The organism is Vibrio phycocola, assembly GCF_053850235.1.
In genome coordinates, this window is the sequence record NZ_JBSQDJ010000020.1 from 63,575 (window position 1) to 89,760 (window position 26,186).

Here is a 26,186-nt window from a genome sequence, read left to right on the forward strand (position 1 = left end):
ATTTTATATCCGTGCAACGTCTACAGATACACTCAATACTTGTGAATCTCCACCATCAAAAATAACCCCTTGTAATGGTGTGACATCGGCATAATCCCGTCCCCAAGCAGTCACAATATGTTGGTCTGAAGGCATAATATTGTTGGTTGGATCAAATTCAACCCAGCCTAAATCTGGCACATAGACCGAAAACCAAGCGTGAGATGCGTCAGCACCAACCAATTTAACTTGGCCTTCTGGTGGAATAGTTTCTATGTAGCCACTCATATAGCGCACAGGTAAGCCCACAGAGCGAATACATCCAATCGCGAGGTGAGCGAAATCCTGACAAACGCCTCGTTTTTCTTTCAGTACTTGTTCTGGTGGTGTTGTTACATTGGTTGCCGTGGGATCAAACTTAAATTCATTAAATATTTTTTGAGTAAATTCTAATGAGGCCTTCAATATAGGTTTGTCATCACTAAATACTTCTCTGGCATAATCAGCAAGAGACTCAGATAACTTAATTTGTGCTGAATCTAATACGAACTCTTTTACCATTCGAAGTTCAGGGGTTGCAGCTTCTGCCAACATAGTTCTAACCTGACCACAGGTTAGTAAGTGAGTATTCACCAACTCAGAATAACCCGTATTTTCAATATCAAAGAAACTCACCACATCAATCATCAGTCGACTATGTGGCTCCTGAATAGAGAAATAAAAAGTTGAATTGCCATAATAATCGACGCCTTCTCGTTGATAAATAGGTGTCGGTGAAACGTTGATTCGATGAGAAGTACAACGCTGATTATCAGTATCTCTGGGTAGCAAATGAGCCATGTTGTAGCACAGCGTTACTGGCGCATTATATTTATATTCTGTTGTATGCCTAACTCGATATCTCATACATCCAGCTTCCATTTAGGTTTAATAAGTTGTTGAGGCCCAGCAGTATGGTCAAAATATTTATCACTAATTGCAGACGTAAACTCTTCTAATAAAGCCGCAACTTCTACAACTAACGCTTCTAATTTAACTCGTTTATTCTCAACCTCATCGACCTGTGCTAACTCATTTAAACTGGCCAATTGGATCTGACTTTTTGCTCGGATTATCATTTTGCTTTCATCCGACAATCCCCCAGCAGTGAATCCCTGTGTCGATGGTAAAACTTGTAAGTACTCGCGTAAACGTTCAACTTGGTAAATGAGTGAACGTGGGTTTGTTGGGTCAATCATAAGTAAATCAAGGCCAAAGGCGACTCGAGCTCGAGTACGGTAACGACGACGGAATGATATCAATGCTTCAACACTTAATAAGACCGACTCTAGTATTTGCTGTTGCTGCAGAGTAGGGAGCGTGCTTGTAAGGGTTGATTTCAATAACGTCGTGGTTTGCAATGCTCTTTCTGTGCGACGCCCTATTTCCTGGAACGTCCAATCTAATCCTCTGAGCATACTTTCATGATTGAGACCTGATAACGCCAATAATGAAGTAACCAAGCTGTCCAATGATTCTTCAGGAACCTCTGGTAAACCATCTGAGTATGCCTGATCAACATCCGCAATATGATCTCGTAATTCATTCAGAATTATCCGAGTGTCAGCCGACAGCATCTCTTTTACTTGTTCGGCACAAGATAACATGGCCAAAAGATTCGATTTAATCGACCCCATCCGATTTGCATTGATAACCAAATCGGCCAACTCTTCATCTGGGTTGTCGAATAACTCTGTGTTTTCCTCAGTAAAGCCCGGTAAACACCCTGTTTGAATGGAAATCGACTTAAGCAGTAATGATTTGCTCTCCGCGGGCAGCGGATCGATACCATTAAGCTGCTTAAAAACGGTTCTCAGTAAACGAAGGTTCATTTCAGCACGTTCAGCGTATCGCCCAAACCAAAATAGGTTCTCGATAACCCGGCTAGGGATATTGGATTGTTCAGCTTCTTCTATCGCGCTGTTATTATCAAGACGAGATTGATGACTAAGATCCGGACCTTGAGAAAGTACCCATGCATCTTTACTCCAAGTACCTGACAGCTTTGAAACAATATACTCTTGATTGCATTCTGCGACTCGACATAACCCGCCAGGCATCACTTCATAGTCGTTATCACTGTAAACAGAAAATAGTCGTAATAAACTAGGACGAGACTCGAGCTTACCATTATTCCAAATCGGCATTTGTGAACCAGGAATGTAACTTTGAGCGACAAATTTGTGTGGTCTTTTCCTGATTTTTTCCAGTAATTCTACTTTTTCATCTTCACTTAGAGTATGACCATAGAAGCTTTTACTTTCGAAACTTCGATATGCCGGTTTAATAATCAGCGAATCTAAATTGGTTTGCACATACTCAAAATCGGCGGGATTACCACACCACCAACTTTGTACATTTTTAATTAAAAGAGGCTCACCAAGCAAAAATTGGCTTATCTGTGGTAAGAATGCCATTAATGCAGGCGCTTCTAAAATTCCCGAACCTAATGGGTTAGCGAGGACAACATTGCCCGATCGAGCCACTTCAAGTAAACCTGGGACACCCAACATTGAGTCCGACTTAAGCTCTGCTTGATCGCAATAGATGTCATCAACTCGCCGTAGAATGACATCCACCTGTGCTAACCCTTGCAAAGACTTCATCCAAACTTTGCCATTTCGCACTGTTAAATCGCCACCTTGAACCAACGAATAACCTAAATAGTTAGCGAGATATGCTTGTTCAAAGTAGGTGCTGCTATAAGCACCTGGCGTTAATACGACAATCCTCGGTGTATCTGTTTTGTGGCTGGCTAACTGAGTAAGAGTGGTTCGCAGAGAATTGAAAAAATGCGATAACCGTCGAACTTGGCTATTTCTAAATAAACTTGGCATTACACGAGAAACTACCGTTCTATTTTCTAATGCATAACCAAATCCACTAGGTGCTTGAGTTCTGTCGCCAATAATTACAGGTGTACCATCCGCTTCACGCACCATATCAACTGCGTGCATGATTAGTTTTTTTTCTAGCGGCATAGCAATATCATGGCACTCTCGCAGATAACCAGGATGGCTAAAAATAATTTCAGAAGGAATAATCCCCTGTTTTAGCAAAGTTTGCTCGCCATAAAGGTCATTTAAAATTAAATCAAATAACTTAGCTCTTTGAGCTACACCTGCTTCAATTCCTTCCCACTCAGTATGATCGATAGCATACGGAACAATATCTAATGACCATACCGCAGGTGAAAGAGGGTCGTTTTTTAAATCATACGTTGCCCCATCATCTCGCAAAATACGTTGAGCACGTAATTGCCTATCAATAATCCCTTTAGAACCTAACTTATTTAAGTTCTCGAATATCCGCGTCCAATGGGAACGAATAAAGCGAGCATCGTCAAAAGCCTCATCATAGGCATAGGGAATTTTTGGATAAGAAGTCAGAGCCGGCAAGTTTCCTTGCTGACTTTGACTTTGACTTGAAGACGGCGGTTTAAGCATGATTATTTATTTAACTACTTATTAATATATCAATTACAGTCTAGTATACCGCTTCCTTAAATCTAATGTATGAGGATATTCATCACTTACCTCTTCTTCTGGCGGAGCCATTGGTCTAGGTATGTCTTCATTTGGATAAAAATGTCGTAAAGCTTGAAATTCTGGTGGCGGTGTTAAAACGCCTTGAGTAAAACCATGATCCCAATAACGATTGATTCGACGAGCTTCCGCTTCGTTGGCATTTACTGGTCGGCCTTCATAACTACGGCCACCAGGATGACTCACATGATAAGTACATCCACCTACAGAAACACCGTTCCAAGTATCAATAATGTCAAACACCAACGGCGTATCCATATTCAATGTTGGGTGAAGAGCAGAAACGGGATCCCATGCTTTATAACGAACAGCAGCAACCGCTTCCCCTTTTCGCCCTGTAGAACGCAACGGTACGCGACGGCCATTACATGAAACGACATAACGTCCTTCTGTAAAACCACTTAAACGAACCTGCAAACGTTCTACGGAAGAGTCAACGTAACGAGCAGTACCCGATCCCGTCACTTCTTCTCCCAATACATGCCAAGGTTCTACGGCCCAGCGCAGCTCCAATTCCATGTCATCCACATCCAAGCGACCATAATGTGGAAAACGGAACTCTTCGAATGGAGCAAGCCATTCAATTTTAAATGGATACCCATGACGTTGAAGGTCATCAACCACTTCTTTTATGTCCTGCCATACATAATGCGGCATCATAAATTTATCGTGTAAAGATGTCCCCCAACGGACCAATGGTTGCGTATAAGGTTCTTTCCAGAATCGCGCGACTAAACAACGTAGTAGTAATACTTGAACTAAGGACATCCGAGCATGAGGTGGCATTTCGAAACCACGGAATTCAAGAATACCCAGACGACCAGTACTTGTGCCTGCTGCGAATAATTTATCGATACAGAATTCTGAACGGTGAGTATTCCCGGTAATATCCACCAATAAATTGCGCATTAAGCGGTCAACTAACCATGGCTCGTCAACCATTCCTTCAGGGAAGTTCTGGAACGCAATTTCCATCTCATATAAGGCTTCATCACGTCCTTCATCCGGTCTTGGAGCTTGGCTTGTAGGACCAATAAACATACCAGAGAATAAATAAGATAATCCTGGGTGATGCTGCCAATAAGTAATGAAACTGCGAAGCAAATCGGGTCTGCGAAGTAATGGGCTATCTTCAGGTGTCGCACCACCAAGTGTAATGTGGTTACCGCCTCCTGTTCCTGTATGACGTCCATCAATCATAAATTTCTCTGTGCCTAATCGAGATAGATACGCTTGCTCATACAAAACTTCTGTATTAAAGACCAATTCACTCCAGTTTTTAGAGGGATGAACATTCACTTCGATTACGCCCGGATCCGGCGTAATAAGTAGCTTTTGCATTCGAGGATCTTTCGGTGGCTCATAACCCTCTATCACAACAGGCATGCTTAACTCGTTCGCCACCCATTCAATGTGGTTAAGTAATTCTACATAGTGCTCAAGATGAGTTAATGGAGGGAAGAAAACATGTAACCGCCCTTCTCTCGCTTCAAAACACAACGATGTACGAATAATTTGTCGCGATGAAGACGTTTTTTTCAATACTGACTGTGGCTGTTGTGATTGTTTTACAACAGGCTCTGTTTTAGCACCACTCGACAACAAATAACTTGGTAGTGCATCACGAGGCTCAAAAGGATCTCTATCTGGGATTTGTTCTTCTTTCGAAATTTCTGGTAACGAATTTAACGGTAAACGATATCCCAGTGGACTATCACCTGGAATCAAGGTAATAACATCCGCTCGCATTGGCCACAATGAACTATTCCAACAGGTACCATCAAACTCAATAGGCAATACATAACCACTTGGTTTTTCAATACCACGCGTTAAAAGTTTAGCTAAACGACGGCGTTCTAGATCATCACTTAAGCTTGCTTTCCTAGGGTTTACATCATCTGGAAGTGAACGTTCCATCCATAAATAGTATAACGAATCTTCAAACGTCTCTTGCAGGTAACTAGGCTCTAACCCTAGTGTTTCACACAGTTTTTCACCAAACTCTTTTGCTTCAATTTCACTGTGCTGATAATTTTTATCTACTCGAGCTAACAGATCATGATCGTGCCATAACGGTTCGCCATCGGTACGCCAAAAACACCCTAGCGCCCAACGCGGAAGCTCTTCACCTGGGTACCATTTGCCTTGGCCATAATGAATTAACCCATTCGCCGCAAACGTTTCTTTTAACCTCAATAAAAGGTCTTTAGCTAAGGTTAACTTTTCCGCTCCTAATGCTTCGGTATTCCATTGTTCAGAATCCATATCATCAATCGAAACGAATGTGGGTTCGCCACCCATAGTTAAGCGCACATCTCCTGCTTCGAGATCGGCATCAACAGCTTCACCTAAACTCTTAATGTTTTCCCATTCTTCTTCGGTATAAGGCTTAGTAACGCGAGGATCTTCTTGGATTCGAATAACGACATTCTCATATTCAAATTCACATTCACATTCGTCAGTAAATCCTGTAATAGGAGCAGCAGAAATTGGATCCGCCGTACACGCAAGTGGAATATGACCTTCCCCTGCGAATAAACCACTGGTTGGATCGAGCCCAATCCAGCCAGCACCGGGAATATAGACTTCACACCAAGCGTGTAAATCCGTAAAGTCCTCATCGGGTCCAGAAGGCCCATCCAGTGCATCAACATCAGACGTTAGCTGAACTAAATAACCAGATGCAAAACGCGCCGCTAAACCTAAATGACGTAATATTTGAACCAATAGCCAAGATGTATCACGACATGAACCCTTTTTAAGAGTGAGTGTTTCTTCTGTCGTTTGAACCCCTGGTTCCATTCGAATTCCATATGAAATTTCCGCAGCCAATCGGCTATTTAATTCCACGAGAAAATCAGCAATACCAATTTCTTTTTCAAGATCAATTGTTTTCAACCACTCATCGAGCAATTCACAACTATCCGATAGATCCAGATAAGGAAGTAACTCCCCTTTTAATACCTTGTCATATTTAAAAGGAAACTTTTCAGCGTACTCTTCGATAAAAAAATCAAAAGGATTGATAACCGTCATGTCCGCAATCACTTCGACTTCAAAGCTCATCTTTGTGGTTTTTTCAGGAAAAACTAATCGAGCCTGATAATTACCAAACGGGTCTTGCTGCCAGTTAATAAAATGATCTTCTGGCGTAACTTTTAACGAGTACCCGTGAATATGTGTTCGAGAATGCGGTGCAGGACGCAAACGTAAAATATGGGGAGAAACATTTACTGGGCGATCAAACTCATAAAATGTTTTGTGCTGTAGCGCTACTCGAATGGTCATGCCGCAGTTCCTTGATCAAAGTTAAACCAATTCTCACTTATCTCTTGATGAAGTGAAATTATTTCCAACTGAATATCATTCAAGTAAGCACTGAATTCATAATTCAAATCTTCTGATCTATCGACACCATGGGTTCGACTGATTAACCCATCAACTTGATCCATGATCTGGTTTGCTCTTGGTAAATACTCGGCAGCATTTTTTATCTGTTTAAGACAAAAGAGTTGTGAACGAGGAAAATTAGGCTCTGTCATCAAGTATGTTGCCGCCATTGCACCAGTTACTGATGTCCGGACACTTCTTCTATAGTTAAGATAACCACTTTGTGATTTTAGTACCTTAGACCAAACGACTTGCCCCAACATAACTTGCTCATCAGCTTGAGATTGCATCATCAAAGAAATCGCCGAATCTAATACCCTGGTATTCATATCGGCTCGTTCAATATATCGACCTAAAATAAAGAAGCTCCAGCCCGCATCACGACTCATCGCACCGGTGAGTAAACCAATAATTTTCTGGCAACCTTCAATGACGGTATTCAAATACTCATGACGATCAGAACGACTAATACCGCGATAGATATTCTTTTTAGCAAAAATATCCAATTCATTGATAAATTCCCAAGTTTCGCTAGGAACAACATCTCGCGTAGTTCGTATGTTTTCTCTTACCATACGAAGAGATGACAACATAGAATTGGGATTTTCGGTGTCACACAGAAGGTACTTAACGATACTGCGTTCACTCTTATCTTGATAAAGATCTTTAAACTCATTGATGCTGCCATTGATTTCAATAAGGTTGTACCAAGAAATATTAATCCCTCTTGGTAAATCAAACAGCAAGTCATCATAAACACTTAATAATCGAGCGATATTTTCCACTCGCTCCAAATATCGGGCACTCCAATACAAACGTTCTGCTACTCGAGATAACATTATCTACTCTCCTTTTGTACCCACTATCCAAGTGTCTTTACTGCCACCACCTTGTGATGAATTGACGACAAGTGACCCTTTTGTCATTGCCACACGAGTTAACCCACCTGTCGTAACGTATGATTTATCACTCTGAAGGACAAATGGTCGTAGATCGAGGTGACGCGGTTCAATCGTCCCTTGATCAGTTAAAATTGGGGCCGTTGACAACTTTAATGTTGGTTGTCCAATATAATTTCTCGGATTTTCAACAATTAACTTAGCGAAAACGTCTTGTTCTTCTTTTGTAGAATGAGGACCGACCAACATTCCATAGCCACCCGATTCGTTCGCTGGTTTCACCACCAATTTATCGAGATTTTGCAATACGTATTCTCGTTGCTCGGGATCTTCACATAGAAATGTTTCAACATTCTTAAGAATTGGTTCTTCATCTAAATAGTATCTGATTAATTCAGGAACGTACGCATACACCACTTTATCATCGGCAACACCAGCTCCAGGTGCATTGGCTAAAGCTACATTACCTGCTTTCCAAGCTCTAATTAAACCTGGCACACCCAACATTGAATCTTCATTAAATACTTCAGGATCAATAAACATATCGTCAATTCGACGATAGATCACATCAACTCTTTCAGGGCCATAAATCGTCTTCATATAGACACAATCATCATCAGATACGTAGAGATCATCGCCTTCAACCAATTCAGCTCCCATCTGCTGAGCCAAGAAAGCATGTTCAAAGTAAGCCGAATTAAAGATTCCTGGCGTTAATACAACGATTTCGGGACGTTCTATTTTTCGAGGAGACAGCGCGGAAAGTGTTTCAAAAAGCTGAGAGGTATAGGAATCAATAGGAAGAATATCATCATTCTCGAACAGCTCGGGAAGTACGCGTTTTGTTATTGCCCTATTTTCGAGCATATAGGACACTCCAGAAGGAACTCGGAGGTTATCTTCTAGAACATAAAACTCACCATCGTCAGCACGCACCAAATCGGTGCCACAAATATGGGCCCAAACACCAAAAGCGGGCGACACACCGACACACTCCGGTCTAAAATTCTGAGAATCTTTAATTATATGCTCTGGAATGATGCCATCTTTAATACATAATTGATCATGATAAAGGTCATCAATAAACCTATTTAACGCTGTAAGCCTTTGTTTCAGCCCCGCTTCTGCTATCTGCCAATCTTTTGCTTCAATCGTTCGCGGAATGATATCGAACGGCCAAGCTCTATCAATATTTCCTTCTTCTGTATAGACAGTAAAGCTAATTCCCATTTCCTGAACAGTAGCTTCAGCTGTCAGCTTTCTTTTTTCAAGCTCTTCTTTTGAAAGAGATTCTAGATATTTGAATAATTGCTTTGCCGACTTTCTCGGAACCTGCGAACTATCAATAAGTTCATCAAAAAAAACCTTTGAATCATAGTCTCGAGTCATTTTTTCCATCGGAGTACCATCCCTTTTACATCACGACCAAGATTACCTAGGATTCGCTTTTTAGCATCATACTAGTAGCCATGTTTTATTTGTTATTCTACTTAACTGATTGAATGTATGACGATCATCTCACCAACAATCAGATACCACTTAAACAGGTATAAATAAGAAAAGCAAAGTTCGAGCCATAACCATTAATCTTAACTAACGGTATAAATAGAGGTATCGATAATTTATAGCAAAACACGAATACGTCCTCTAAACGATCATTTATCCACAAAATAAATAATTAATGCAAAGATCCTCACACGTACGGCTATAACTTGCCTAAAATTATATGCGCACAACTTAACTACAGGATCTTCACTCTATTCTTTCTCATAAACTCAACTTATATTACAATTTAACAACACCAGTCATATAACCTTCTGATAGGAACAACCATGATCCAAATAATTACGGGAAGTACATTAGGCAGTGCTGAATATGTCGGCGATCACCTTAGCGACTTACTATCTAAAGAAGGCATCGAGAGCGTGATCCATAATCAACCTAATTTATCGGATATTCCAGTCCAAGGAATTTGGTTAATCGTCACATCAACTCATGGAGCAGGTGATTTTCCAGACAATATTCAGCCTTTTATTGCGGAATTACAGGACACACCTCCGCGAACTGACCAATTAAAATACGCAATTATTTCAATTGGCGACTCTAGTTACGACACATTTTGTCAAGCAGGAAAAACGGCCCATTCATTGCTCGAAGATATAGGTGCAACTTCGATTGTGGATTGTTTTACAATTGATGTATTGGAGTATTCTGTCCCGGAAGACGCAGCTAGCCTATGGTTTAATGAAAATAAGCTTGCTTTAGTCAATCAATAGGAAAATTTATATCAACATACTTAAGCACAAGTTAAGAGTTTAAAATGATCAAATGTGCATAACTATAATTTTATCCCGTTAATATCCTATAGTTATCCCATGAATATCTTTTTATTACAGCATTGTCTGTGTATAACTAAACGACTTAAACACAATATAAACATGATCAGATCAATGATTGATCACATGATCTGATCTATATTTGATCCATGATCTTATTGATCATTTTCCGCTTATCCACAGAGATCCTCTTCCCTAATAGTAGATCTAATAAAAAGATCTATATAAAGATCTATATAAAGATCTATATAATATTTATCTAAGATCTGTAGAAAAACAAAAACGCGAAAAGCGATTTTCTAGTCATTGGAAAGAGGGTAGAATACGCCTCCCTTGAACAAATATTTCTAACTGTTGACTACTTGAGGTCGCTCCATGCTTTATCACGAAAACTTCGATGTCATTGTTATCGGCGGCGGCCATGCTGGAACAGAAGCAGCACTTGCCTCTGCTCGAACAGGACAAAAAACCCTATTACTAACTCACAATATTGATACTTTAGGACAAATGTCTTGTAATCCAGCCATTGGTGGAATAGGGAAAGGACATTTAGTTAAAGAGATCGATGCTCTTGGTGGGTTGATGGCACAAGCCATTGATCATGCTGGAATTCAGTTTAGAACATTGAATGGATCCAAAGGACCTGCAGTTAGAGCAACTCGTGCTCAAGCTGATCGTGCTCTGTACAAATCATTTGTTAGAAATGCATTAGAAAACACACCAAACTTAACTTTATTTCAACAATCTGCCGATGATCTACTGGTTGAAAATGATCACGTTATTGGTGTTGTTACTCAGATGGGTCTTAAGATTCATTCTAAAGCGGTCGTGTTAACAGTTGGAACATTTTTAGGCGGAAAGATCCATATCGGTATGGAAAGCTCTGCTGGGGGGCGAGCTGGGGATCCACCATCCATAGCTCTAGCTCAACGTCTTCGTGAATTGCCATTTCGAGTTGATCGTTTAAAAACTGGCACTCCACCAAGAATTGACGGAAATACTGTCGACTATTCTCAGCTTGATGTTCAACATGGTGATACACCATTACCTGTATTTTCATTTTTAGGAGATGTAAGCCAGCATCCAAGACAAATACCATGTTTTATTACTCATACCAATGAAAATACTCATGATGTTATCCGTGCTAATCTCGATCGTAGCCCTATGTATTCAGGTGTTATTGAAGGTATAGGACCTCGTTATTGTCCTTCGATAGAAGATAAGGTCATGAGGTATGCTGATAAAAACAGTCATCAAATTTTTGTTGAACCTGAAGGGTTAACCACGACCGAACTCTATCCTAATGGTATCTCCACGAGCTTACCTTTTGACGTTCAAGTGAAAATAGTTCGATCGATGAAAGGTTTTGAAAATGCTCATATTGTTCGACCAGGCTACGCAATTGAATACGATTACTTTGATCCTCGTGATTTAAAGCAAACTTATGAGACTAAATTTGTATCTGGTCTGTTTTTCGCAGGTCAAATAAACGGTACGACTGGTTACGAAGAGGCAGGCGCACAAGGTTTAATGGCGGGTATGAATGCCAGTCTATATGCTCAAGGCAAAGAAGGATGGAGTCCACGTCGAGATCAGGCTTATATGGGCGTATTAATTGATGATCTTTCAACGTTAGGAACTCAAGAACCTTACCGTATGTTTACTTCTCGAGCTGAATATCGATTATTGTTACGTGAAGATAATGCCGATTTACGTTTAACCGAAAAGGGCCGTGAGTTTGGGTTAGTTGATGATCTTCGTTGGGAACGGTTTAATCAAAAAATTGAAAATATTGAAAAAGAGCGTCAGCGCTTGAAAGATATTTGGATTAACCCTAAATCTCAGGATGTTGAAAAACTTAATTTGTTGTTGAAAACCCCAATCTCTCGAGAAGCCAGTGGTGAAGATCTGCTACGTCGTCCTGAATTGAACTATCAACAACTTGCTAATCTTGATCATTTTGCTCCTGCAATCGAGGATACTCAAGCATCTGAGCAAGTTGAAATTCAAGTGAAATATGAAGGCTATATTAATCGTCAATTGGATGAGATTGAAAAATCACTCCGACATGAAAATACAAAACTGCCGACCGATTTAGATTATAAACACGTGAATGGATTGTCGAATGAAGTGGTTGTTAAGCTTAATGACTCTAAGCCAGAAACCATAGGTATTGCATCTCGTATATCAGGGGTGACACCAGCTGCTATTTCAATATTATTGGTTTATCTCAAAAAGAATGGCATGTTGAAAAAAGGGGAAGCGGCATAATGGTGAATCTGCATGCTAAACTGGATCAACTTATTGCTCAAACAGATTTAGACGTTTCCCAGCATCAACGCGATCAATTGGTGGGTTATGTAGAGTTACTCAATAAATGGAATAAAGCGTATAACTTAACTTCAGTGCGCGATCCTATGGAAATGTTGATCCGACATATTATGGACAGTATTGTCGTGAGTCCGTATCTTAATGGAGAGCGAATCATTGATGTTGGCACTGGGCCTGGTTTACCTGGAATTCCATTAGCCATAATGAATCCAGATAAATCATTTCATTTACTTGATAGTTTAGGAAAGCGAATTCGTTTTATTAAGCAAGTATTACATGAGTTACGTATTTCCAACGTTACGACAGTACAAAGTCGAGTAGAACTGTTTCAACCAGATGAAAAATTTGATGTAGTGCTTAGTCGTGCATTCGCTTCCATGTCTGATATGGTAAGTTGGTGTCAGCATTTACCTAAATCGAAATCAGGTATATTTTTAGCACTGAAAGGACAGATGCCAAGGGATGAGATAGAACACTTACCAAACTGGTGTTGTGTGACAGAAGTCAAAGCTTTGGCCGTTCCAGAGTTGGAAGGTGAGCGACATCTTGTAGTCTTATCGCGTAGGGATTAATCAGCGAGGCAAAAAGTGGGTAAAATTGTAGCAATTGCCAACCAGAAAGGTGGTGTAGGAAAAACGACGACTTGTGTCAATTTAGCCGCCTCTATGGCCGCGACCAAACGTAAAGTATTGGTAATTGATTTAGATCCGCAAGGAAATGCTACGATGGCAAGCGGTATCGATAAATATCAGGTTGATTATACTGCTTACGACCTGCTTGTTGAAGATGCTACTTTTGAACAAGTCGTGTGTGAAAGTACCACTGGCCATTATCATCTTATTGCGGCAAACGGAGACGTTACTGCCGCTGAAATCAAACTTATGGAAGTATTTGCGAGAGAAGTTCGTTTAAAAAATATACTATCATCGGTTCGTGATAACTATGATTTCATCTTTATAGATTGTCCACCTTCTCTAAACCTTCTTACAATCAATGCTATGGCAGCGGCGGATTCCGTTTTAGTGCCAATGCAATGTGAGTACTATGCATTAGAAGGATTAACAGCGTTAATGGATACGATCAGTAAATTAGCTGCTGTGGTAAATAATGATCTTAAGATCGAAGGGCTTTTACGTACCATGTATGATCCACGTAATCGACTTTCTAACGAAGTATCAGATCAATTGAAAAAACACTTTGGTGATAAAGTTTACCGAACTGTTATTCCTCGAAATGTACGTCTTGCCGAAGCACCTAGTCATGGCAAACCTGCAATGTATTATGATAAATATTCTGCCGGTTCAAAATCTTATCTAGCCTTAGCTGGCGAAATGCTTCGTCGTGAAGAAGTTCACGCATAAAATTAATAGGAATTCGCTCGAATGACAAAACGTGGTTTAGGTAAAGGGCTGGATGCATTGCTGTCTACCAGCTCATTAGCGAGAGAAAAACAACAATTAGCGTCTCATAGTCAAGCTTTATCAATGAACGGTGATTTAACGGATATTGCTACTTCTCTGCTTAAACCAGGGGTCTATCAGCCGCGTAAAAACATGTCTCCCGAGGCATTGGAAGAGCTGGCCGCTTCAATTCAATCTCAAGGAATTATCCAACCTATTGTGGTTAGGCCACTAGAATCTGATAATTTTGAAATTATTGCGGGTGAACGTAGATGGCGTGCAGCTAAACACGCTGGTTTGACGAAAGTCCCTTGTATTATTAAGTCCGTTGAAGATCGAACAGCCATTGCTATGGCGTTAATAGAAAATATTCAACGTGAAGATTTAAATGCAATCGAAGAAGCTAGAGCTCTAGCTCGTTTGCAAGATGAGTTTGCATTGACACATCAGCAAGTAGCTGATGTTATAGGTAAATCTCGAACGGCTGTGAGTAATTTATTGCGTTTAAATCAATTAGATGCCAATGTTAAAACCTTAGTCGAAGAAAAACAGATTGATATGGGGCATGCAAGAGCGCTCCTAGCCTTAGACGGATATCAACAAGTTGATGTCGCGAAAGAGGTCGCAAAGAAGCAATTAACGGTTCGACAAACTGAACAACTTGTTAAAAAAGCTTTAGCGCCTAAAGAAGTTAAAGAAAAGCCTGTAGCCACGGATAATACTCTTCAATTGTCTGAAAAGTTAGGTGAGTTATTGCAGGCGGATGTATCGGTTGCCTTAAATAGTAACGGTAATGGCAAAATTACTATTAGTATTGGTGATCACAATAATTTAGAAGATATGTTACAAGCTATGATGCAAAAACTTGAAAGTTGATACATAAAGATCATTTATGAGAACTTTGTTTTACAATTCATGTTGTTTTGTGATGTATCTAAAGGAATTGTAGATTCGACTTTCTTGTAATAGATAGGGTCGGATGTATAATCGACGAGTGGTTAATGGACGGTAACTTATGTTAAAAAAATGGTTTGTATTGTCATTTTTGTGGCAAATCAGTTTTTTTATGTTAGTTGCAACCGTTCTTTTCTACACGTTAGATGAGAAAAGCGGTTTTTCTGCTTTTCTAGGGGGGCTTGCGTACAGTGGTCCTACACTTTTAGCTAACGCATATATGCAAAAACCATCGAGCAATGCTCATGCTGTGGTTGGTCGTGCATATGTGAGTAATATATATAAATTAGTAATGACAGCGGGTTTCTTAGTTTATGTCTTTAAAGAGATAGATGTAGACCCTGCGGTTTTTATTGTTTGTTATTGTGCCGGCGGTGTAGTTCAGTTCGTAACGTCATTTTTTTCATTAATCCGTGAATAGATAGGATATTCGATGTCTGGTTCAGGTGAAGCCGCTCTAACCTCTCAAGAATATATCTCTCACCACTTAACATTTTTAAGTACGGGTGAAGGTTTCTGGAGTCTAAATTTAGACTCTATGATCATATCAGTGCTCTTGGGCTCTTTTATGATTTGGGGCTTTTATCGCGTTGCTAAAAATGCAACAAGTGGGGTTCCTGGCAAACTGCAATGTTTCGTCGAAATACTCGTCGAATTTGTAGATGGCACGGTGAAAGATGTATTTTCTGGTAAAAGTGCATTAGTTGCTCCATTAGCAATAACCATCTTTGGATGGGTGTTCCTAATGAACTTAATGGATTTGATTCCAGTGGACTTCCTGCCGCACGTTGCTGGCTTGGTTGGAGTTCATTATCTACGTGTTGTTCCGTCAGCGGATGTAAATATTACGCTGTCGATGGCACTAGGTGTTTTCCTATTGATTTTGTTCTACAGTATCAAAATCAAAGGACCTGTTGGGTTTGCTAAAGAGTTAACTCTACAACCGTTTAATCATTGGGCATTCATTCCAATTAACTTGATATTGGAAGGGGTGACATTGATTTCGAAGCCTGTATCGTTAGGTCTTCGTTTGTTCGGTAACATGTACGCTGGGGAGTTAATATTTATCCTCATCGCTGGTTTGTTACCATGGTGGTCACAATGGATTTTGTCTGTGCCTTGGGCGATTTTCCATATTCTGATCATCACGTTACAAGCATTTATCTTCATGGTATTGACGGTAGTTTATTTATCTCAAGCATCAGAAGAACACTAATTAATTTATTTAAAAATAATACTCAATTAGCTATTACTTGGAGTCAATAATGGAAAGTTTGTATATTGCAGCAGCAATCATGATGGGTCTAGCAGCCATCGGTGCAGCGATTGGTATCGGTATGCTCGGTGGTAAGTACCTAGAAGGTGCAGCTCGTCAGCCAGATCTTATCCCTCTCATTCGTACCCAGTTCTTTATCGTAATGGGTCTTGTGGACGCAATTCCTATGATCTCTGTTGGTCTAGGTCTGTATGTTATGTTCGCAGTAGCTGGCTAAGAAACGTCAAATTGCACTGATTTAATTAGTGTTTATTTTAATTTGCAAACATAGAGGAGTCGGCGGTGAACATTAACGCTACTCTAGTTGGTCAGGCTATAGCTTTTGCAATCTTTGTATGGTTCTGCATGACATATGTGTGGCCACCTTTGATGGCTGCTATTGAAGAGCGCCAGAAGAAAATTGCAGATGGCTTATCAGCGGCGGAACGCGCTGAAAAAGACCTGGATCTAGCTAAGGCTAATGCTTCTGATCGTATGAAAGAAGCAAAAAGAACAGCTGCTGATGTAGTTGATCAAGCGAACAAACGTAAGTTACAAATTATCGAGGAAGCTCGAGAAGAAGCAGTAGCTGAGCGCGAAAAAATTCTTGCTCAAGCTGAAGCTGAAGTTGAAGCTTTACGCGTTCGTGCACGAGACGACTTACGTAAGCAAGTTGCTAATCTGGCTGTTGCTGGTGCCGAGAAAATCCTAGAGCGTTCTATCGATAAAGATGCGCACAAAGATATTCTTGATAACATTACTGCAAAACTTTAAAGAGGGGTGCGTAAATGTCTGAATTGACAACAATAGCACGCCCCTATGCTAAAGCAGCTTTTGACTTTGCGGTAGACAAGGGACAACTTACCCAATGGGCTGAGATGTTAACCTTTGCTGCTGAAGTTACCAAAAACGAACAGGTCCATGAGTTATTACATAGCTCTATGGCTGCAGATAAACTTGCAGAAATATTTGTTGCGGTTTGTGGTGAACAGTTTGATGAATATGGTCAGAACCTAATAAAGGTAATGGCTGAGAATGGTCGACTATCGGCCCTTCCTGAGGTTTGTGAGCAGTACTTTACTCTTAAGAGTGATTACGAAAAAACGTTAGATGTAGAAGTTGTTTCGGCAACTAAACTTTCTAAACAACAACTTACAGACATCAGCAAAAAACTGGAAGCGCGTCTAGAACGCAAAGTACAGCTGAACTGCAGTATAGAAGAGACCCTACTTGGTGGGGTTGTAATTCGAGCCGGAGACCTTGTCATCGATAACTCAGTGCGTGGTAATTTAAACCGCCTGGGCGATGCATTGCAGTCTTAATGGGGATGGAGCATGCAACTTAATTCCACGGAAATTAGCGATCTAATCAAACAGCGTATTGAATCTTTCAGCGTTGTTAGTGAAGCTCGCAACGAAGGTACTATCGTATCGGTAAGCGATGGTATTATTCGCATTCACGGCCTAGCGGACGTGATGCAAGGTGAAATGATTGAATTACCGGGTGGTCGTTATGCACTAGCACTTAACCTCGAGCGCGACTCGGTTGGTGCGGTTGTAATGGGCCCATATGCCGACCTTAAGGAAGGCACTAAAGTAACAGGTACTGGTCGTATTCTAGAAGTACCTGTAGGACCTGAATTGCTTGGCCGTGTAGTAAATACATTGGGTGAGCCAATTGATGGTAAAGGTCCTATTGAAGCAAAACTAACTTCTCCTGTAGAAGTTATTGCACCAGGTGTAATCGAACGTCAATCGGTTGATCAGCCTGTGCAAACTGGTTACAAATCAGTCGACTCGATGATTCCAATCGGCCGTGGTCAGCGTGAGCTAATCATCGGTGACCGTCAGGTAGGTAAAACTGCTATGGCGATCGATGCAATCATCAACCAGAAAGATTCAGGTATTTTCTCTGTTTATGTCGCAATTGGTCAGAAAGCCTCTACTATCGCTAACGTAGTTCGTAAGCTAGAAGAGCACGGTGCACTTTCAAACACAGTAATTGTTGTTGCATCAGCTTCTGAATCAGCAGCATTACAATACCTAGCACCTTATTCTGGTTGTGCGATGGGTGAGTACTTCCGAGATCGTGGTGAAGATGCTCTGATTGTTTATGATGATCTATCTAAACAAGCTGTAGCGTATCGTCAGATTTCTCTGCTATTGAAACGTCCACCAGGTCGTGAAGCATTCCCAGGTGATGTTTTCTACTTACACTCTCGTCTACTAGAGCGTGCTGCTCGTGTAAATGCAGATTACGTAGAGAAATTCACTAATGGTGAAGTGAAAGGAAAAACAGGTTCTTTGACCGCTCTTCCTATCATTGAAACTCAAGCGGGTGATGTTTCTGCATTCGTACCGACGAACGTAATTTCGATTACCGATGGTCAGATCTTCCTACAAACTGAGCTATTTAACTCGGGCGTACGTCCAGCAGTTGACCCTGGTATTTCAGTTTCTCGTGTAGGTGGCTCAGCGCAAACTAAGATTATTAAGAAGCTGTCTGGCGGTATCCGTACGGCACTTGCTCAATATCGTGAGTTAGCAGCGTTCGCACAGTTCGCATCAGATCTTGATGAAGCAACGAAAAGTCAGCTTGATCATGGTCAGAAAGTAACAGAGTTAATGAAGCAGAAACAGTACGCTCCAATGTCTGTATTTGCTCAAGGCTTGGTTATTTTTGCGGCTGAACGTGGTTACTTGACGGATATCGAGTTGGATAAACTTCTTGATTTCGAAGAAGCACTACTATCGTTTGCTCACAATCAATATGCTGATTTAGCAGCTGAGATTAACCAAACCGGTGCTTATAACGATGACATCGAAGCGAAGTTAAAATCGCTTGTTGATGAGTTTATAGCAACCCAAACTTGGTAATGAAGTTGGTGGTTTTAACGCCACCTACTAATGGAGAGTAACGATGGCCGGCGCAAAAGAGATACGTAGTAAAATCGGTAGTGTTAAAAGCACTCAGAAAATTACTAAAGCGATGGAAATGGTAGCTGCTTCAAAGATGCGTCGTAGTCAAGACGCTATGGAGTCATCTCGTCCATACGCTGAAACCATGCGTAACGTGATCGGTCATGTGGCAAACGCAAATCTAGAATATAAACATCCATATCTAGAAGTGCGTGATGCTAAACGTGTTGGTTATATCATTGTTTCTTCCGACCGTGGTCTATGTGGTGGTTTGAACATTAACTTGTTCAAAAATGCCCTTTTGGACATGAAGTCATGGAAGGAAAAAGGTGCAGAAGTTGATTTGGCCGTTATTGGTTCAAAGGCAACAGCATTCTTTAAGAGCAGTGGCGCTAAATTATCAGCTCAAGTTTCTGGTTTAGGGGATTCTCCTTCACTAGAAGAGTTGATAGGTTCTGTCAGCGTGATGCTTAAGAAATATGATGAAGGTGAGTTGGATCGCCTGTATGTAGTGTTTAATAAATTTGTAAACACTATGACGCAAGAACCAACGATCGATCAATTACTACCTTTGCCTAAATCGGACAGCGAAGATTTGTCGGAGCGACAGCACTCATGGGATTACCTTTATGAGCCTGAACCAAAACCTCTACTAGATATGCTGTTAAAGCGTTATGTAGAGTCTCAGGTATATCAAGGGGTCGTAGAGAATCTTGCTTGTGAGCAAGCGGCTCGTATGGTTGCAATGAAAGCGGCGACAGACAATGCAGGTAACTTGATAGATGATTTGCAACTTGTGTATAACAAAGCTCGTCAAACAGCGATTACACAAGAGCTATCAGAAATCGTTTCAGGTGCAGCAGCGGTTTAAGCTTAGGTTAAACGAATTAGTTTAGAGGATTAACGATGGCTACAGGTAAGATCGTACAGATCATCGGTGCGGTAGTCGACGTAGAGTTCCCGCAGAGTGATGTACCTAGTGTATACAGTGCTCTGAATGTTGCAGAATCTAAAGAGCGTCTAGTTCTTGAAGTTCAACAGCAACTTGGCGGTGGCGTAATTCGCGCAATCGTGATGGGTAGCTCTGATGGTTTACGTCGTGGAATGACAGTTGAAAATACTGGAGCTCCAATCTCAGTACCAGTGGGTACTAAGACTCTTGGTCGTATCATGAATGTACTTGGTGATGCGATTGACGAATGTGGTGATATTGGTGCAGAAGAGCTTTACTCTATTCACCGACCAGCACCAAGCTACGAAGATCAGTCAAATGCAACTGAACTTTTAGAAACGGGTGTAAAAGTAATCGACTTGATTTGTCCATTTGCGAAAGGTGGTAAAATCGGTCTGTTTGGTGGTGCAGGTGTAGGTAAGACCGTTAACATGATGGAACTTATCAACAACATCGCATTACAACACTCAGGTTTATCTGTTTTTGCGGGCGTTGGTGAACGTACTCGTGAAGGTAACGATTTCTACTTTGAGATGCAGGAAGCTGGTGTTGTAAACATCGAAAACCCTGAAGAATCAAAAGTAGCAATGGTTTACGGTCAGATGAACGAGCCACCAGGAAACCGTCTTCGCGTAGCGTTGACTGGTCTTACTATGGCAGAAAAGTTCCGTGATGAAGGCCGTGATGTACTGCTATTCATCGATAACATTTACCGTTATACCCTTGCGGGAACAGAAGTATCGGCACTATTAGGTCGTATGCCTTCTGCGGTAGGTTATCAGCCAACACTAGCGGAAGAGATGGGTGTTCTTCAAGAACGTATCACTTCTACTAAGACGGGCTCTATCACTTCTGTACAGGCAGTTTATGTACCTGCGGATGACTTGACTGACCCATCACCAGCAACAACATTTGCTCACTTAGATGCAACAGTTGTACTTAACCGTAATATCGCAGCGATGGGTCTATACCCAGCGATCGACCCACTAGATTCAACATCTCGTATGCTTGATCCTTTGGTTGTTGGTCAAGATCACTATGATATCGCTCGTGGTGTTCAGCAAACTCTGCAACGTTATAAAGAGCTTAAAGACATTATCGCGATCCTCGGGATGGATGAGCTATCTGAAAATGATAAGCTAACCGTTGCTCGTGCACGTAAGATTGAACGTTTTCTAACTCAACCTTACCACGTAGCAGAAGTCTTTACTGGTGACCCTGGTGTTTACGTATCTCTAAAAGAGACATTACGTGGATTCAAAGGTGTATTAGCTGGTGAATACGACGATATTCCAGAGCAGGCGTTTATGTACTGTGGTGCTATCGACGATGTTGTTGAGAATGCTAAAAAGCTGTAAGGCTAACTGGGAGGCGATATGGCAGCAATAACCTTTCACCTAGATGTAGTTAGTGCAGAGAAAAAACTTTTCTCTGGCTACGTTCAAACATTTCAGGTGACCGGTAGCGAAGGTGAACTTGGTATTTACCATGGTCATGCTCCGTTATTGACCGCTGTTAAGCCTGGTATGGTTCGTATAGTTAAAGAACACGGCGAAGAAGAAATTATTTATGTTTCTGGTGGCATAGTAGAAGTTCAGCCAAGAACCTCAACGGTTCTTGCTGATACTGCCATTCGTGGGGAAGAACTAGACACTGCCAAGGCAGAAGAAGCCAAACGTCGTGCTGAAGAGGATATGAAATCTTCACACGGAGATATGGACTTCGCACAGGCGGCCAGTGAACTGGCTAAAGCCATGGCTCAGTTACGAGTTATTGAGCTTACTAAGAAACGTCGTTAATTTAGTTTATCGATGTGAGAAAAAAGGCGACCTTAGGGTCGCCTTTTTAATAGCTATAAGATTAGATTTGTATTTTCACGCAAAAATAACGGATTTAAGTTACCTTAGCGGTTATTCACTATTAGAATCATAATAATTCAATTATTTACAAAGGTTGTTCAATGAAATTCAGTGCTGTTATTTTGGCTGCGGGTAAGGGAACTCGTATGTATTCGAAAAAACCAAAAGTTGTTCATACTTTAGCGGGTAAACCTATGGTGAAGCATGTAATCGATACTTGCCAAAGCATTGGTGTGAATAATATTCACCTAGTGTATGGCCACGGTAGTGAATTGATGAAATCAACCTTAGGACAAGAGCCAGTTAATTGGGTTTTACAAGCCGATCAACTTGGTACAGGACATGCCGTTGCACAAGCCTCACCTCTATTTGAGGATAATGAACAGATAATCGTTCTATACGGTGATGTGCCGCTTATCTCGGAAGAAACAATATCTCTACTACTGGATTCTCAGCCACAAGATGGCATCGCTCTGCTTACGGTTCAACTTGAAAACCCTACGGGCTATGGACGTATTGTTCGCGATCATGATCAAGTTATCGCCATAGTGGAGCAAAAAGATGCCTCAGAGCAGCAAAAATTGATTAATGAAGTCAATACCGGTGTTTTGGTCGCATCAGGAAAAAAATTAAATAAATGGCTTGCAGGCCTTGATAATAATAATGCTCAAGGAGAATTCTACCTTACTGATGTGATCGCAGCGGCATATAAAGATGGAAGTCGGATAGAGGCCGTACACCCACAAAACACTATGGAAGTGGAAGGGGTAAATGATCGCGTTCAATTAGCTAAGTTAGAAAGACAATTTCAATTAAGACAAGCTAATGAGTTATTGGCTCAAGGTGTAATGTTAAGAGATCCCAATCGTTTCGATCTACGTGGACAAATTCAATGTGGTCAAGATGTCGAAATCGATGTAAATGTTGTTATTGAAGGGAATGTAACATTGGGAGATAACGTTATCGTTGGAGCGGGTAGTGTATTGATTAATTGTGAAATTGATGACAATACATTGATTCGTCCCTATAGCGTTATTGAAGGTGCGACCGTTGGCGAGGACTGTACTATTGGGCCTTTTACTCGGTTACGTCCTGGTGCCGAAATGAAAAATGATGCTCATGTAGGTAATTTTGTTGAAGTTAAAAACTCTCAGATAGGTGAAGGATCTAAAGCGAATCATTTAACCTATATTGGTGATGCATCAATTGGTAAACGTACGAATATTGGTGCTGGAACAATTACTTGTAACTATGATGGTGCGAATAAGCATAAGACCATCATTGGTGATGATGTTTTTGTCGGATCTGATTCTCAGTTAGTAGCTCCAGTGACTATCGATGATGGTGTGACAATAGGCGCTGGTTCTACTGTGACGAAGGACGTCGCACAGGGTGAATTAGTGATTACTCGAGCTAAGGAACGTAGAATCGTAAATTGGCCTCGACCAACAAAAAAAGCCTAGATCAGGGAAGCTCCGATATGGGAGCTTTTCTTTTTTATGATACTGTCTAGGATTCCTTCGCTTTTTGTCGCTAAACTTCGAGTTTAGCCATGTATCAGTGGAACTCATGCAAGATCAGCCCTATTTAATCCCTTTAGAATCTGTAGTTTTTGAAGAGGAAATAAAAAAAAGTCGTTTTATTACTTATCTTCAACATGTTTCTTCTATTGAAGAGGCGAAGAGATATGTTAATACCATTAAGAATAAGCACCCTGATGCGCGCCATAATTGCTGGGCATTTGCTGCAGGGCGACCTGAGGACTCTATGAAGTGGGGCTTTAGTGATGACGGAGAGCCATCAGGAACAGCTGGGAAACCCATGTTGGCCCAGTTATCTGGCTCTGGGGTAGGAGAACTCTGTGCGGTTGTTACGCGATATTCTGGAGGCATAAAACTCGGCACGGGTGGTTTAGTAAAAGCGTATGGTGGTGGAGTTCAATCAGCACTTAAATTGTTACAAACAATTGAGAAAAAAGTAACCACTCAAAGAACTCTTACATTAGAGTATGATTTGGTTGCATTAGCTCAATCAGTTTTCAAGCTGTTCGATGCGGTTGAAATAGAATCTCATTACTCAAATACAGTGACTTTTGTGGTTGAATTAGAGGTTCGCAATGTTGAATCGTTCACCCAAGCAATCATTAACAAAAGTAGTGCGAAAATAGTGATACAAGATTTATCTATATCACAGGAGAATTACAATTAAGCGAGCCATGGTTATATGCAATTTAGGTCAATAATTCGAATCGTAGGGTTACTGCTCGCATTGTTTAGTATCTCAATGTTAGCACCGGCATTTGTTGCTTTAATCTATCGAGATGGTGCAGGTGTTCCCTTCATTACGACATTTTTTGTTTTGTTATTGATTGGAGGGATATCTTGGTTTCCTAATCGTTATCACAAACACGAACTTAAAGCCCGAGATGGTTTTTTAATCGTCGTTCTTTTCTGGGTCGTTATCGGTAGCGCTGGCTCATTACCATTTTATATTGCTGATAACCCCAGCGTATCGATTACTGATGCTTTCTTTGAATCATTTTCAGCATTAACGACGACCGGAGCAACGGTAATCGTTGGGTTAGATGAACTACCCAAAGCTATTTTATTTTATCGTCAGTTTTTACAGTGGTTTGGTGGGATGGGAATCATTGTATTGGCTGTTGCTATTCTTCCAGTTCTCGGCATTGGGGGAATGCAGTTATATCGAGCAGAAATACCAGGTCCTGTAAAAGATACTAAAGTAACACCCCGTATAGCAGAAACCGCTAAAGCATTATGGTACATCTATCTTAGCCTTACCATAGCGTGTGCTGTGAGCTTTTGGTTTGCTGGAATGACACCTTTTGATGCTATTTGTCACAGTTTTTCAACGATTGCAATTGGTGGCTTTTCTACTCATGACGCTAGTATGGGGTATTTTGATAGTCCCGCTATAAATATGGTGACCGTATTTTTCCTTGTTGTCTCTTCTGCTAATTTTACCCTTCATTATGCTGTGTTTTCATCGGGTGGGGTTCATCCAAAATACTATTGGAAAGATAAGGAATTTAGGGCATTTTTATTTATTCAGCTTATTCTTTTTGCTATATGCTTTGTTCTGCTATTGCAGCATCAATCATATGACTCAACGTTTGAAGCTTTTGATCAAGCTCTCTTTCAGACGGTATCCATTTCAACGACCGCAGGTTTTACGACAACCAGCTTTTCAGACTGGCCTCTGTTTCTTCCTGTTCTTCTTCTATTTTCTTCATTCATTGGTGGTTGTGCCGGTTCAACAGGTGGTGGATTAAAGGTTATTCGCATTTTATTGTTGACAGTTCAAGGTGCGAGAGAGATGAAACGCTTGGTTCATCCTAGGGCTATTTTCCCTATAAAGTTGGGTGATAGTGCACTTCCTCCTCGAGTGGTTGATGCTGTGTGGGGATTTTTCTCTGCTTATACCTTGGTATTTGTAATTTGTATGTTGGCTGTAATTGCCACTGGAATGGATGAATTAAGTGCATTTTCGGCGGTTGCTGCAACGTTAAATAACCTTGGACCTGGTTTAGGAGAAGTCGCGGTACATTTTGGCGACATTAATGACAAAGCAAAATGGGTATTGATTGTATCTATGTTGTTTGGGCGGTTAGAAATATTCACATTGCTCATTCTATTTACCCCAGCATTCTGGCGTAGCTAAGTACATAAACTAAAGGTTAACGATGAAATTACTTTTTCTTTATTCGACACGAGAAGGTCAAACGGTAAAAATCTTAAAGCATATAGCTCAATCGTTTGATCACGATACGGTGGAGTTTGTCGATATTCATCAATGTAACGAAATGGATTTTACTCTTTATGATAAGGTTCTTATTGGAGCATCGATAAGATATGGCAAGCTGAATCGGTTGTTTTACCGTTTTGTTGAGCGTTACCATAAAGAGTTAACATCATTGAATGCTGCCTTTTTTTGCGTGAACTTAACTGCACGTAAAGAAGCCGAAGGAAAAGATACTCCGGAAGGAAGTGTGTATGTGCAGACGTTTTTAAAAAAGTCCGTTTGGCAGCCAAAATTTATCGGTGTATTTGCGGGGGCTGTTCGATATCCTCGTTATCGATTCATCGATAAAATGATGATTAAACTAATAATGACAATCACAAAAGGTGAAACGGATACAAGTAAAGAAGTCGAATATACCAATTGGGATAAAGTCGATAAATTTACCGAAAAGTTTAAACAGCAATAAAATAGATTTTTTTGTCATAAAGTATTTGACACTAAGAATTATCTCGCTAGAATAGCCGCCTCTTCAGTGATGAGTCACGAAGAACGCTCTTTAACAATTTA

General features: G+C 40.8%; 23 protein-coding genes. 18 read left to right on the forward strand and 5 right to left on the reverse strand.

The annotated features are described in order from the left end of the window. Positions 1-3: 3 nt before the first annotated feature. From ACWU4D_RS18555 to ACWU4D_RS18575, 5 genes are read right to left on the reverse strand one after another with little or no spacing between them, the layout of a single operon-like run. Positions 4-885 carry a transglutaminase family protein gene (locus ACWU4D_RS18555; RefSeq protein ID WP_456052937.1) on the reverse strand — a complete coding sequence of 294 codons (882 nt, stop codon included), beginning with the start codon at positions 883-885 and terminating at the stop codon, positions 4-6. Further along, positions 882-3,464: a circularly permuted type 2 ATP-grasp protein gene (locus ACWU4D_RS18560; protein ID WP_456052938.1), complete on the reverse strand. Its 2,583-nt coding sequence runs from the start codon at positions 3,462-3,464 to the stop codon at positions 882-884. Before ACWU4D_RS18560 ends, ACWU4D_RS18555 begins: the two co-directional genes overlap by 4 nt. Before the next feature lie 33 nt (positions 3,465-3,497). Further along, positions 3,498-6,851: a transglutaminase family protein gene (locus ACWU4D_RS18565; RefSeq protein WP_456052939.1), complete on the reverse strand. Its 3,354-nt coding sequence runs from the start codon at positions 6,849-6,851 to the stop codon at positions 3,498-3,500. Then, positions 6,848-7,792 (reverse strand): alpha-E domain-containing protein, encoded by a 945-nt coding sequence (locus ACWU4D_RS18570; RefSeq protein ID WP_456052940.1) that lies wholly within the window; start codon positions 7,790-7,792, stop codon positions 6,848-6,850. The genes ACWU4D_RS18565 and ACWU4D_RS18570 overlap by 4 nt, the downstream gene beginning before the upstream one ends. A 3-nt stretch (positions 7,793-7,795) precedes the next feature. Continuing rightward, positions 7,796-9,250 carry a circularly permuted type 2 ATP-grasp protein gene (locus ACWU4D_RS18575; RefSeq protein WP_456052941.1) on the reverse strand — a complete coding sequence of 485 codons (1,455 nt, stop codon included), beginning with the start codon at positions 9,248-9,250 and terminating at the stop codon, positions 7,796-7,798. A gap of 434 nt (positions 9,251-9,684) precedes the next feature. Here ACWU4D_RS18575 and mioC point away from each other — a divergent pair, with 434 nt between their 5' ends. The 18 genes from mioC to hemG all read left to right on the forward strand — a co-directional run bounded on the left by mioC (position 9,685) and on the right by hemG (position 26,085). Then, positions 9,685-10,128, forward strand: coding sequence for an FMN-binding protein MioC (gene mioC / locus ACWU4D_RS18580; RefSeq protein ID WP_456052942.1), 444 nt, complete (start codon positions 9,685-9,687; stop codon positions 10,126-10,128). Positions 10,129-10,563: 435 nt separating this feature from the next. After that, complete coding sequence (mnmG, locus tag ACWU4D_RS18585; RefSeq protein ID WP_456052943.1) at positions 10,564-12,459, forward strand: tRNA uridine-5-carboxymethylaminomethyl(34) synthesis enzyme MnmG; 1,896 nt, start codon at positions 10,564-10,566, stop codon at positions 12,457-12,459. Next, on the forward strand, positions 12,459-13,091 hold the full coding sequence (gene rsmG / locus ACWU4D_RS18590) for a 16S rRNA (guanine(527)-N(7))-methyltransferase RsmG (RefSeq protein WP_456052944.1): 633 nt from the start codon (positions 12,459-12,461) through the stop codon (positions 13,089-13,091). Before mnmG ends, rsmG begins: the two co-directional genes overlap by 1 nt. A gap of 15 nt (positions 13,092-13,106) precedes the next feature. Next, positions 13,107-13,880: a ParA family protein gene (locus tag ACWU4D_RS18595; protein WP_456052945.1), complete on the forward strand. Its 774-nt coding sequence runs from the start codon at positions 13,107-13,109 to the stop codon at positions 13,878-13,880. Positions 13,881-13,901: 21 nt separating this feature from the next. Beyond that, positions 13,902-14,795, forward strand: a complete 894-nt coding sequence (locus ACWU4D_RS18600) for a ParB/RepB/Spo0J family partition protein (protein WP_456052946.1) — start codon at positions 13,902-13,904, stop codon at positions 14,793-14,795. Positions 14,796-14,934: 139 nt separating this feature from the next. Next, positions 14,935-15,294 carry an ATP synthase subunit I gene (locus ACWU4D_RS18605; protein WP_456052947.1) on the forward strand — a complete coding sequence of 120 codons (360 nt, stop codon included), beginning with the start codon at positions 14,935-14,937 and terminating at the stop codon, positions 15,292-15,294. Between the two features lie 12 nt (positions 15,295-15,306). After that, positions 15,307-16,089: a F0F1 ATP synthase subunit A gene (atpB, locus tag ACWU4D_RS18610; protein ID WP_456052948.1), complete on the forward strand. Its 783-nt coding sequence runs from the start codon at positions 15,307-15,309 to the stop codon at positions 16,087-16,089. Positions 16,090-16,126: 37 nt separating this feature from the next. Further along, a complete protein-coding gene (atpE, locus tag ACWU4D_RS18615; RefSeq protein WP_456052949.1) occupies positions 16,127-16,366 on the forward strand; it encodes a F0F1 ATP synthase subunit C in 240 nt (79 codons plus the stop codon). A gap of 65 nt (positions 16,367-16,431) precedes the next feature. Continuing rightward, positions 16,432-16,902, forward strand: a complete 471-nt coding sequence (gene atpF, locus ACWU4D_RS18620; protein ID WP_456052950.1) for a F0F1 ATP synthase subunit B — start codon at positions 16,432-16,434, stop codon at positions 16,900-16,902. Between the two features lie 14 nt (positions 16,903-16,916). After that, positions 16,917-17,450 (forward strand): F0F1 ATP synthase subunit delta, encoded by a 534-nt coding sequence (atpH, locus tag ACWU4D_RS18625; RefSeq protein ID WP_456052951.1) that lies wholly within the window; start codon positions 16,917-16,919, stop codon positions 17,448-17,450. Between the two features lie 12 nt (positions 17,451-17,462). Further along, complete coding sequence (gene atpA / locus ACWU4D_RS18630; RefSeq protein ID WP_456052952.1) at positions 17,463-19,004, forward strand: F0F1 ATP synthase subunit alpha; 1,542 nt, start codon at positions 17,463-17,465, stop codon at positions 19,002-19,004. Between the two features lie 43 nt (positions 19,005-19,047). Further along, on the forward strand, positions 19,048-19,917 hold the full coding sequence (gene atpG / locus ACWU4D_RS18635) for a F0F1 ATP synthase subunit gamma (protein WP_456052953.1): 870 nt from the start codon (positions 19,048-19,050) through the stop codon (positions 19,915-19,917). A gap of 35 nt (positions 19,918-19,952) precedes the next feature. Next, complete coding sequence (atpD, locus tag ACWU4D_RS18640; RefSeq protein ID WP_456052954.1) at positions 19,953-21,356, forward strand: F0F1 ATP synthase subunit beta; 1,404 nt, start codon at positions 19,953-19,955, stop codon at positions 21,354-21,356. An 18-nt stretch (positions 21,357-21,374) separates the two neighbouring features. Beyond that, positions 21,375-21,797, forward strand: a complete 423-nt coding sequence (locus tag ACWU4D_RS18645) for a F0F1 ATP synthase subunit epsilon (RefSeq protein WP_456052955.1) — start codon at positions 21,375-21,377, stop codon at positions 21,795-21,797. A gap of 161 nt (positions 21,798-21,958) precedes the next feature. Next, positions 21,959-23,320: a bifunctional UDP-N-acetylglucosamine diphosphorylase/glucosamine-1-phosphate N-acetyltransferase GlmU gene (glmU, locus tag ACWU4D_RS18650; protein WP_456052956.1), complete on the forward strand. Its 1,362-nt coding sequence runs from the start codon at positions 21,959-21,961 to the stop codon at positions 23,318-23,320. 106 nt (positions 23,321-23,426) lie between these two features. After that, on the forward strand, positions 23,427-24,065 hold the full coding sequence (locus ACWU4D_RS18655; protein WP_456052957.1) for a YigZ family protein: 639 nt from the start codon (positions 23,427-23,429) through the stop codon (positions 24,063-24,065). 15 nt (positions 24,066-24,080) lie between these two features. Continuing rightward, complete coding sequence (locus tag ACWU4D_RS18660) at positions 24,081-25,538, forward strand: TrkH family potassium uptake protein (RefSeq protein WP_456052958.1); 1,458 nt, start codon at positions 24,081-24,083, stop codon at positions 25,536-25,538. Between the two features lie 22 nt (positions 25,539-25,560). After that, positions 25,561-26,085: a menaquinone-dependent protoporphyrinogen IX dehydrogenase gene (gene hemG / locus ACWU4D_RS18665; RefSeq protein ID WP_456052959.1), complete on the forward strand. Its 525-nt coding sequence runs from the start codon at positions 25,561-25,563 to the stop codon at positions 26,083-26,085. Positions 26,086-26,186: the final 101 nt, after the last annotated feature.

What these genes read in the sequence shown, in the direction of transcription:
- rsmG (WP_456052944.1), top strand. Translation starts at nt 12,459, where the DNA reads ATGGTGAATCTGCATGCTAAACTGGATCAACTTATTGCTCAAACAGAT.
- atpD (WP_456052954.1), top strand. Translation starts at nt 19,953, where the DNA reads ATGGCTACAGGTAAGATCGTACAGATCATCGGTGCGGTAGTCGACGTA.
- ACWU4D_RS18655 (WP_456052957.1), top strand. Translation starts at nt 23,427, where the DNA reads ATGCAAGATCAGCCCTATTTAATCCCTTTAGAATCTGTAGTTTTTGAA.
- ACWU4D_RS18645 (WP_456052955.1), top strand. Translation starts at nt 21,375, where the DNA reads ATGGCAGCAATAACCTTTCACCTAGATGTAGTTAGTGCAGAGAAAAAA.
- atpG (WP_456052953.1), top strand. Translation starts at nt 19,048, where the DNA reads ATGGCCGGCGCAAAAGAGATACGTAGTAAAATCGGTAGTGTTAAAAGC.
- ACWU4D_RS18565 (WP_456052939.1), bottom strand. Translation starts at nt 6,851, where the DNA reads ATGACCATTCGAGTAGCGCTACAGCACAAAACATTTTATGAGTTTGAT.
- ACWU4D_RS18570 (WP_456052940.1), bottom strand. Translation starts at nt 7,792, where the DNA reads ATGTTATCTCGAGTAGCAGAACGTTTGTATTGGAGTGCCCGATATTTG.
- atpH (WP_456052951.1), top strand. Translation starts at nt 16,917, where the DNA reads ATGTCTGAATTGACAACAATAGCACGCCCCTATGCTAAAGCAGCTTTT.
- atpB (WP_456052948.1), top strand. Translation starts at nt 15,307, where the DNA reads ATGTCTGGTTCAGGTGAAGCCGCTCTAACCTCTCAAGAATATATCTCT.
- ACWU4D_RS18575 (WP_456052941.1), bottom strand. Translation starts at nt 9,250, where the DNA reads ATGGAAAAAATGACTCGAGACTATGATTCAAAGGTTTTTTTTGATGAA.
- atpA (WP_456052952.1), top strand. Translation starts at nt 17,463, where the DNA reads ATGCAACTTAATTCCACGGAAATTAGCGATCTAATCAAACAGCGTATT.
- hemG (WP_456052959.1), top strand. Translation starts at nt 25,561, where the DNA reads ATGAAATTACTTTTTCTTTATTCGACACGAGAAGGTCAAACGGTAAAA.
- ACWU4D_RS18605 (WP_456052947.1), top strand. Translation starts at nt 14,935, where the DNA reads ATGTTAAAAAAATGGTTTGTATTGTCATTTTTGTGGCAAATCAGTTTT.
- ACWU4D_RS18600 (WP_456052946.1), top strand. Translation starts at nt 13,902, where the DNA reads ATGACAAAACGTGGTTTAGGTAAAGGGCTGGATGCATTGCTGTCTACC.
- ACWU4D_RS18560 (WP_456052938.1), bottom strand. Translation starts at nt 3,464, where the DNA reads ATGCTTAAACCGCCGTCTTCAAGTCAAAGTCAAAGTCAGCAAGGAAAC.
- ACWU4D_RS18660 (WP_456052958.1), top strand. Translation starts at nt 24,081, where the DNA reads ATGCAATTTAGGTCAATAATTCGAATCGTAGGGTTACTGCTCGCATTG.
- mioC (WP_456052942.1), top strand. Translation starts at nt 9,685, where the DNA reads ATGATCCAAATAATTACGGGAAGTACATTAGGCAGTGCTGAATATGTC.
- ACWU4D_RS18555 (WP_456052937.1), bottom strand. Translation starts at nt 885, where the DNA reads ATGAGATATCGAGTTAGGCATACAACAGAATATAAATATAATGCGCCA.
- mnmG (WP_456052943.1), top strand. Translation starts at nt 10,564, where the DNA reads ATGCTTTATCACGAAAACTTCGATGTCATTGTTATCGGCGGCGGCCAT.
- glmU (WP_456052956.1), top strand. Translation starts at nt 21,959, where the DNA reads ATGAAATTCAGTGCTGTTATTTTGGCTGCGGGTAAGGGAACTCGTATG.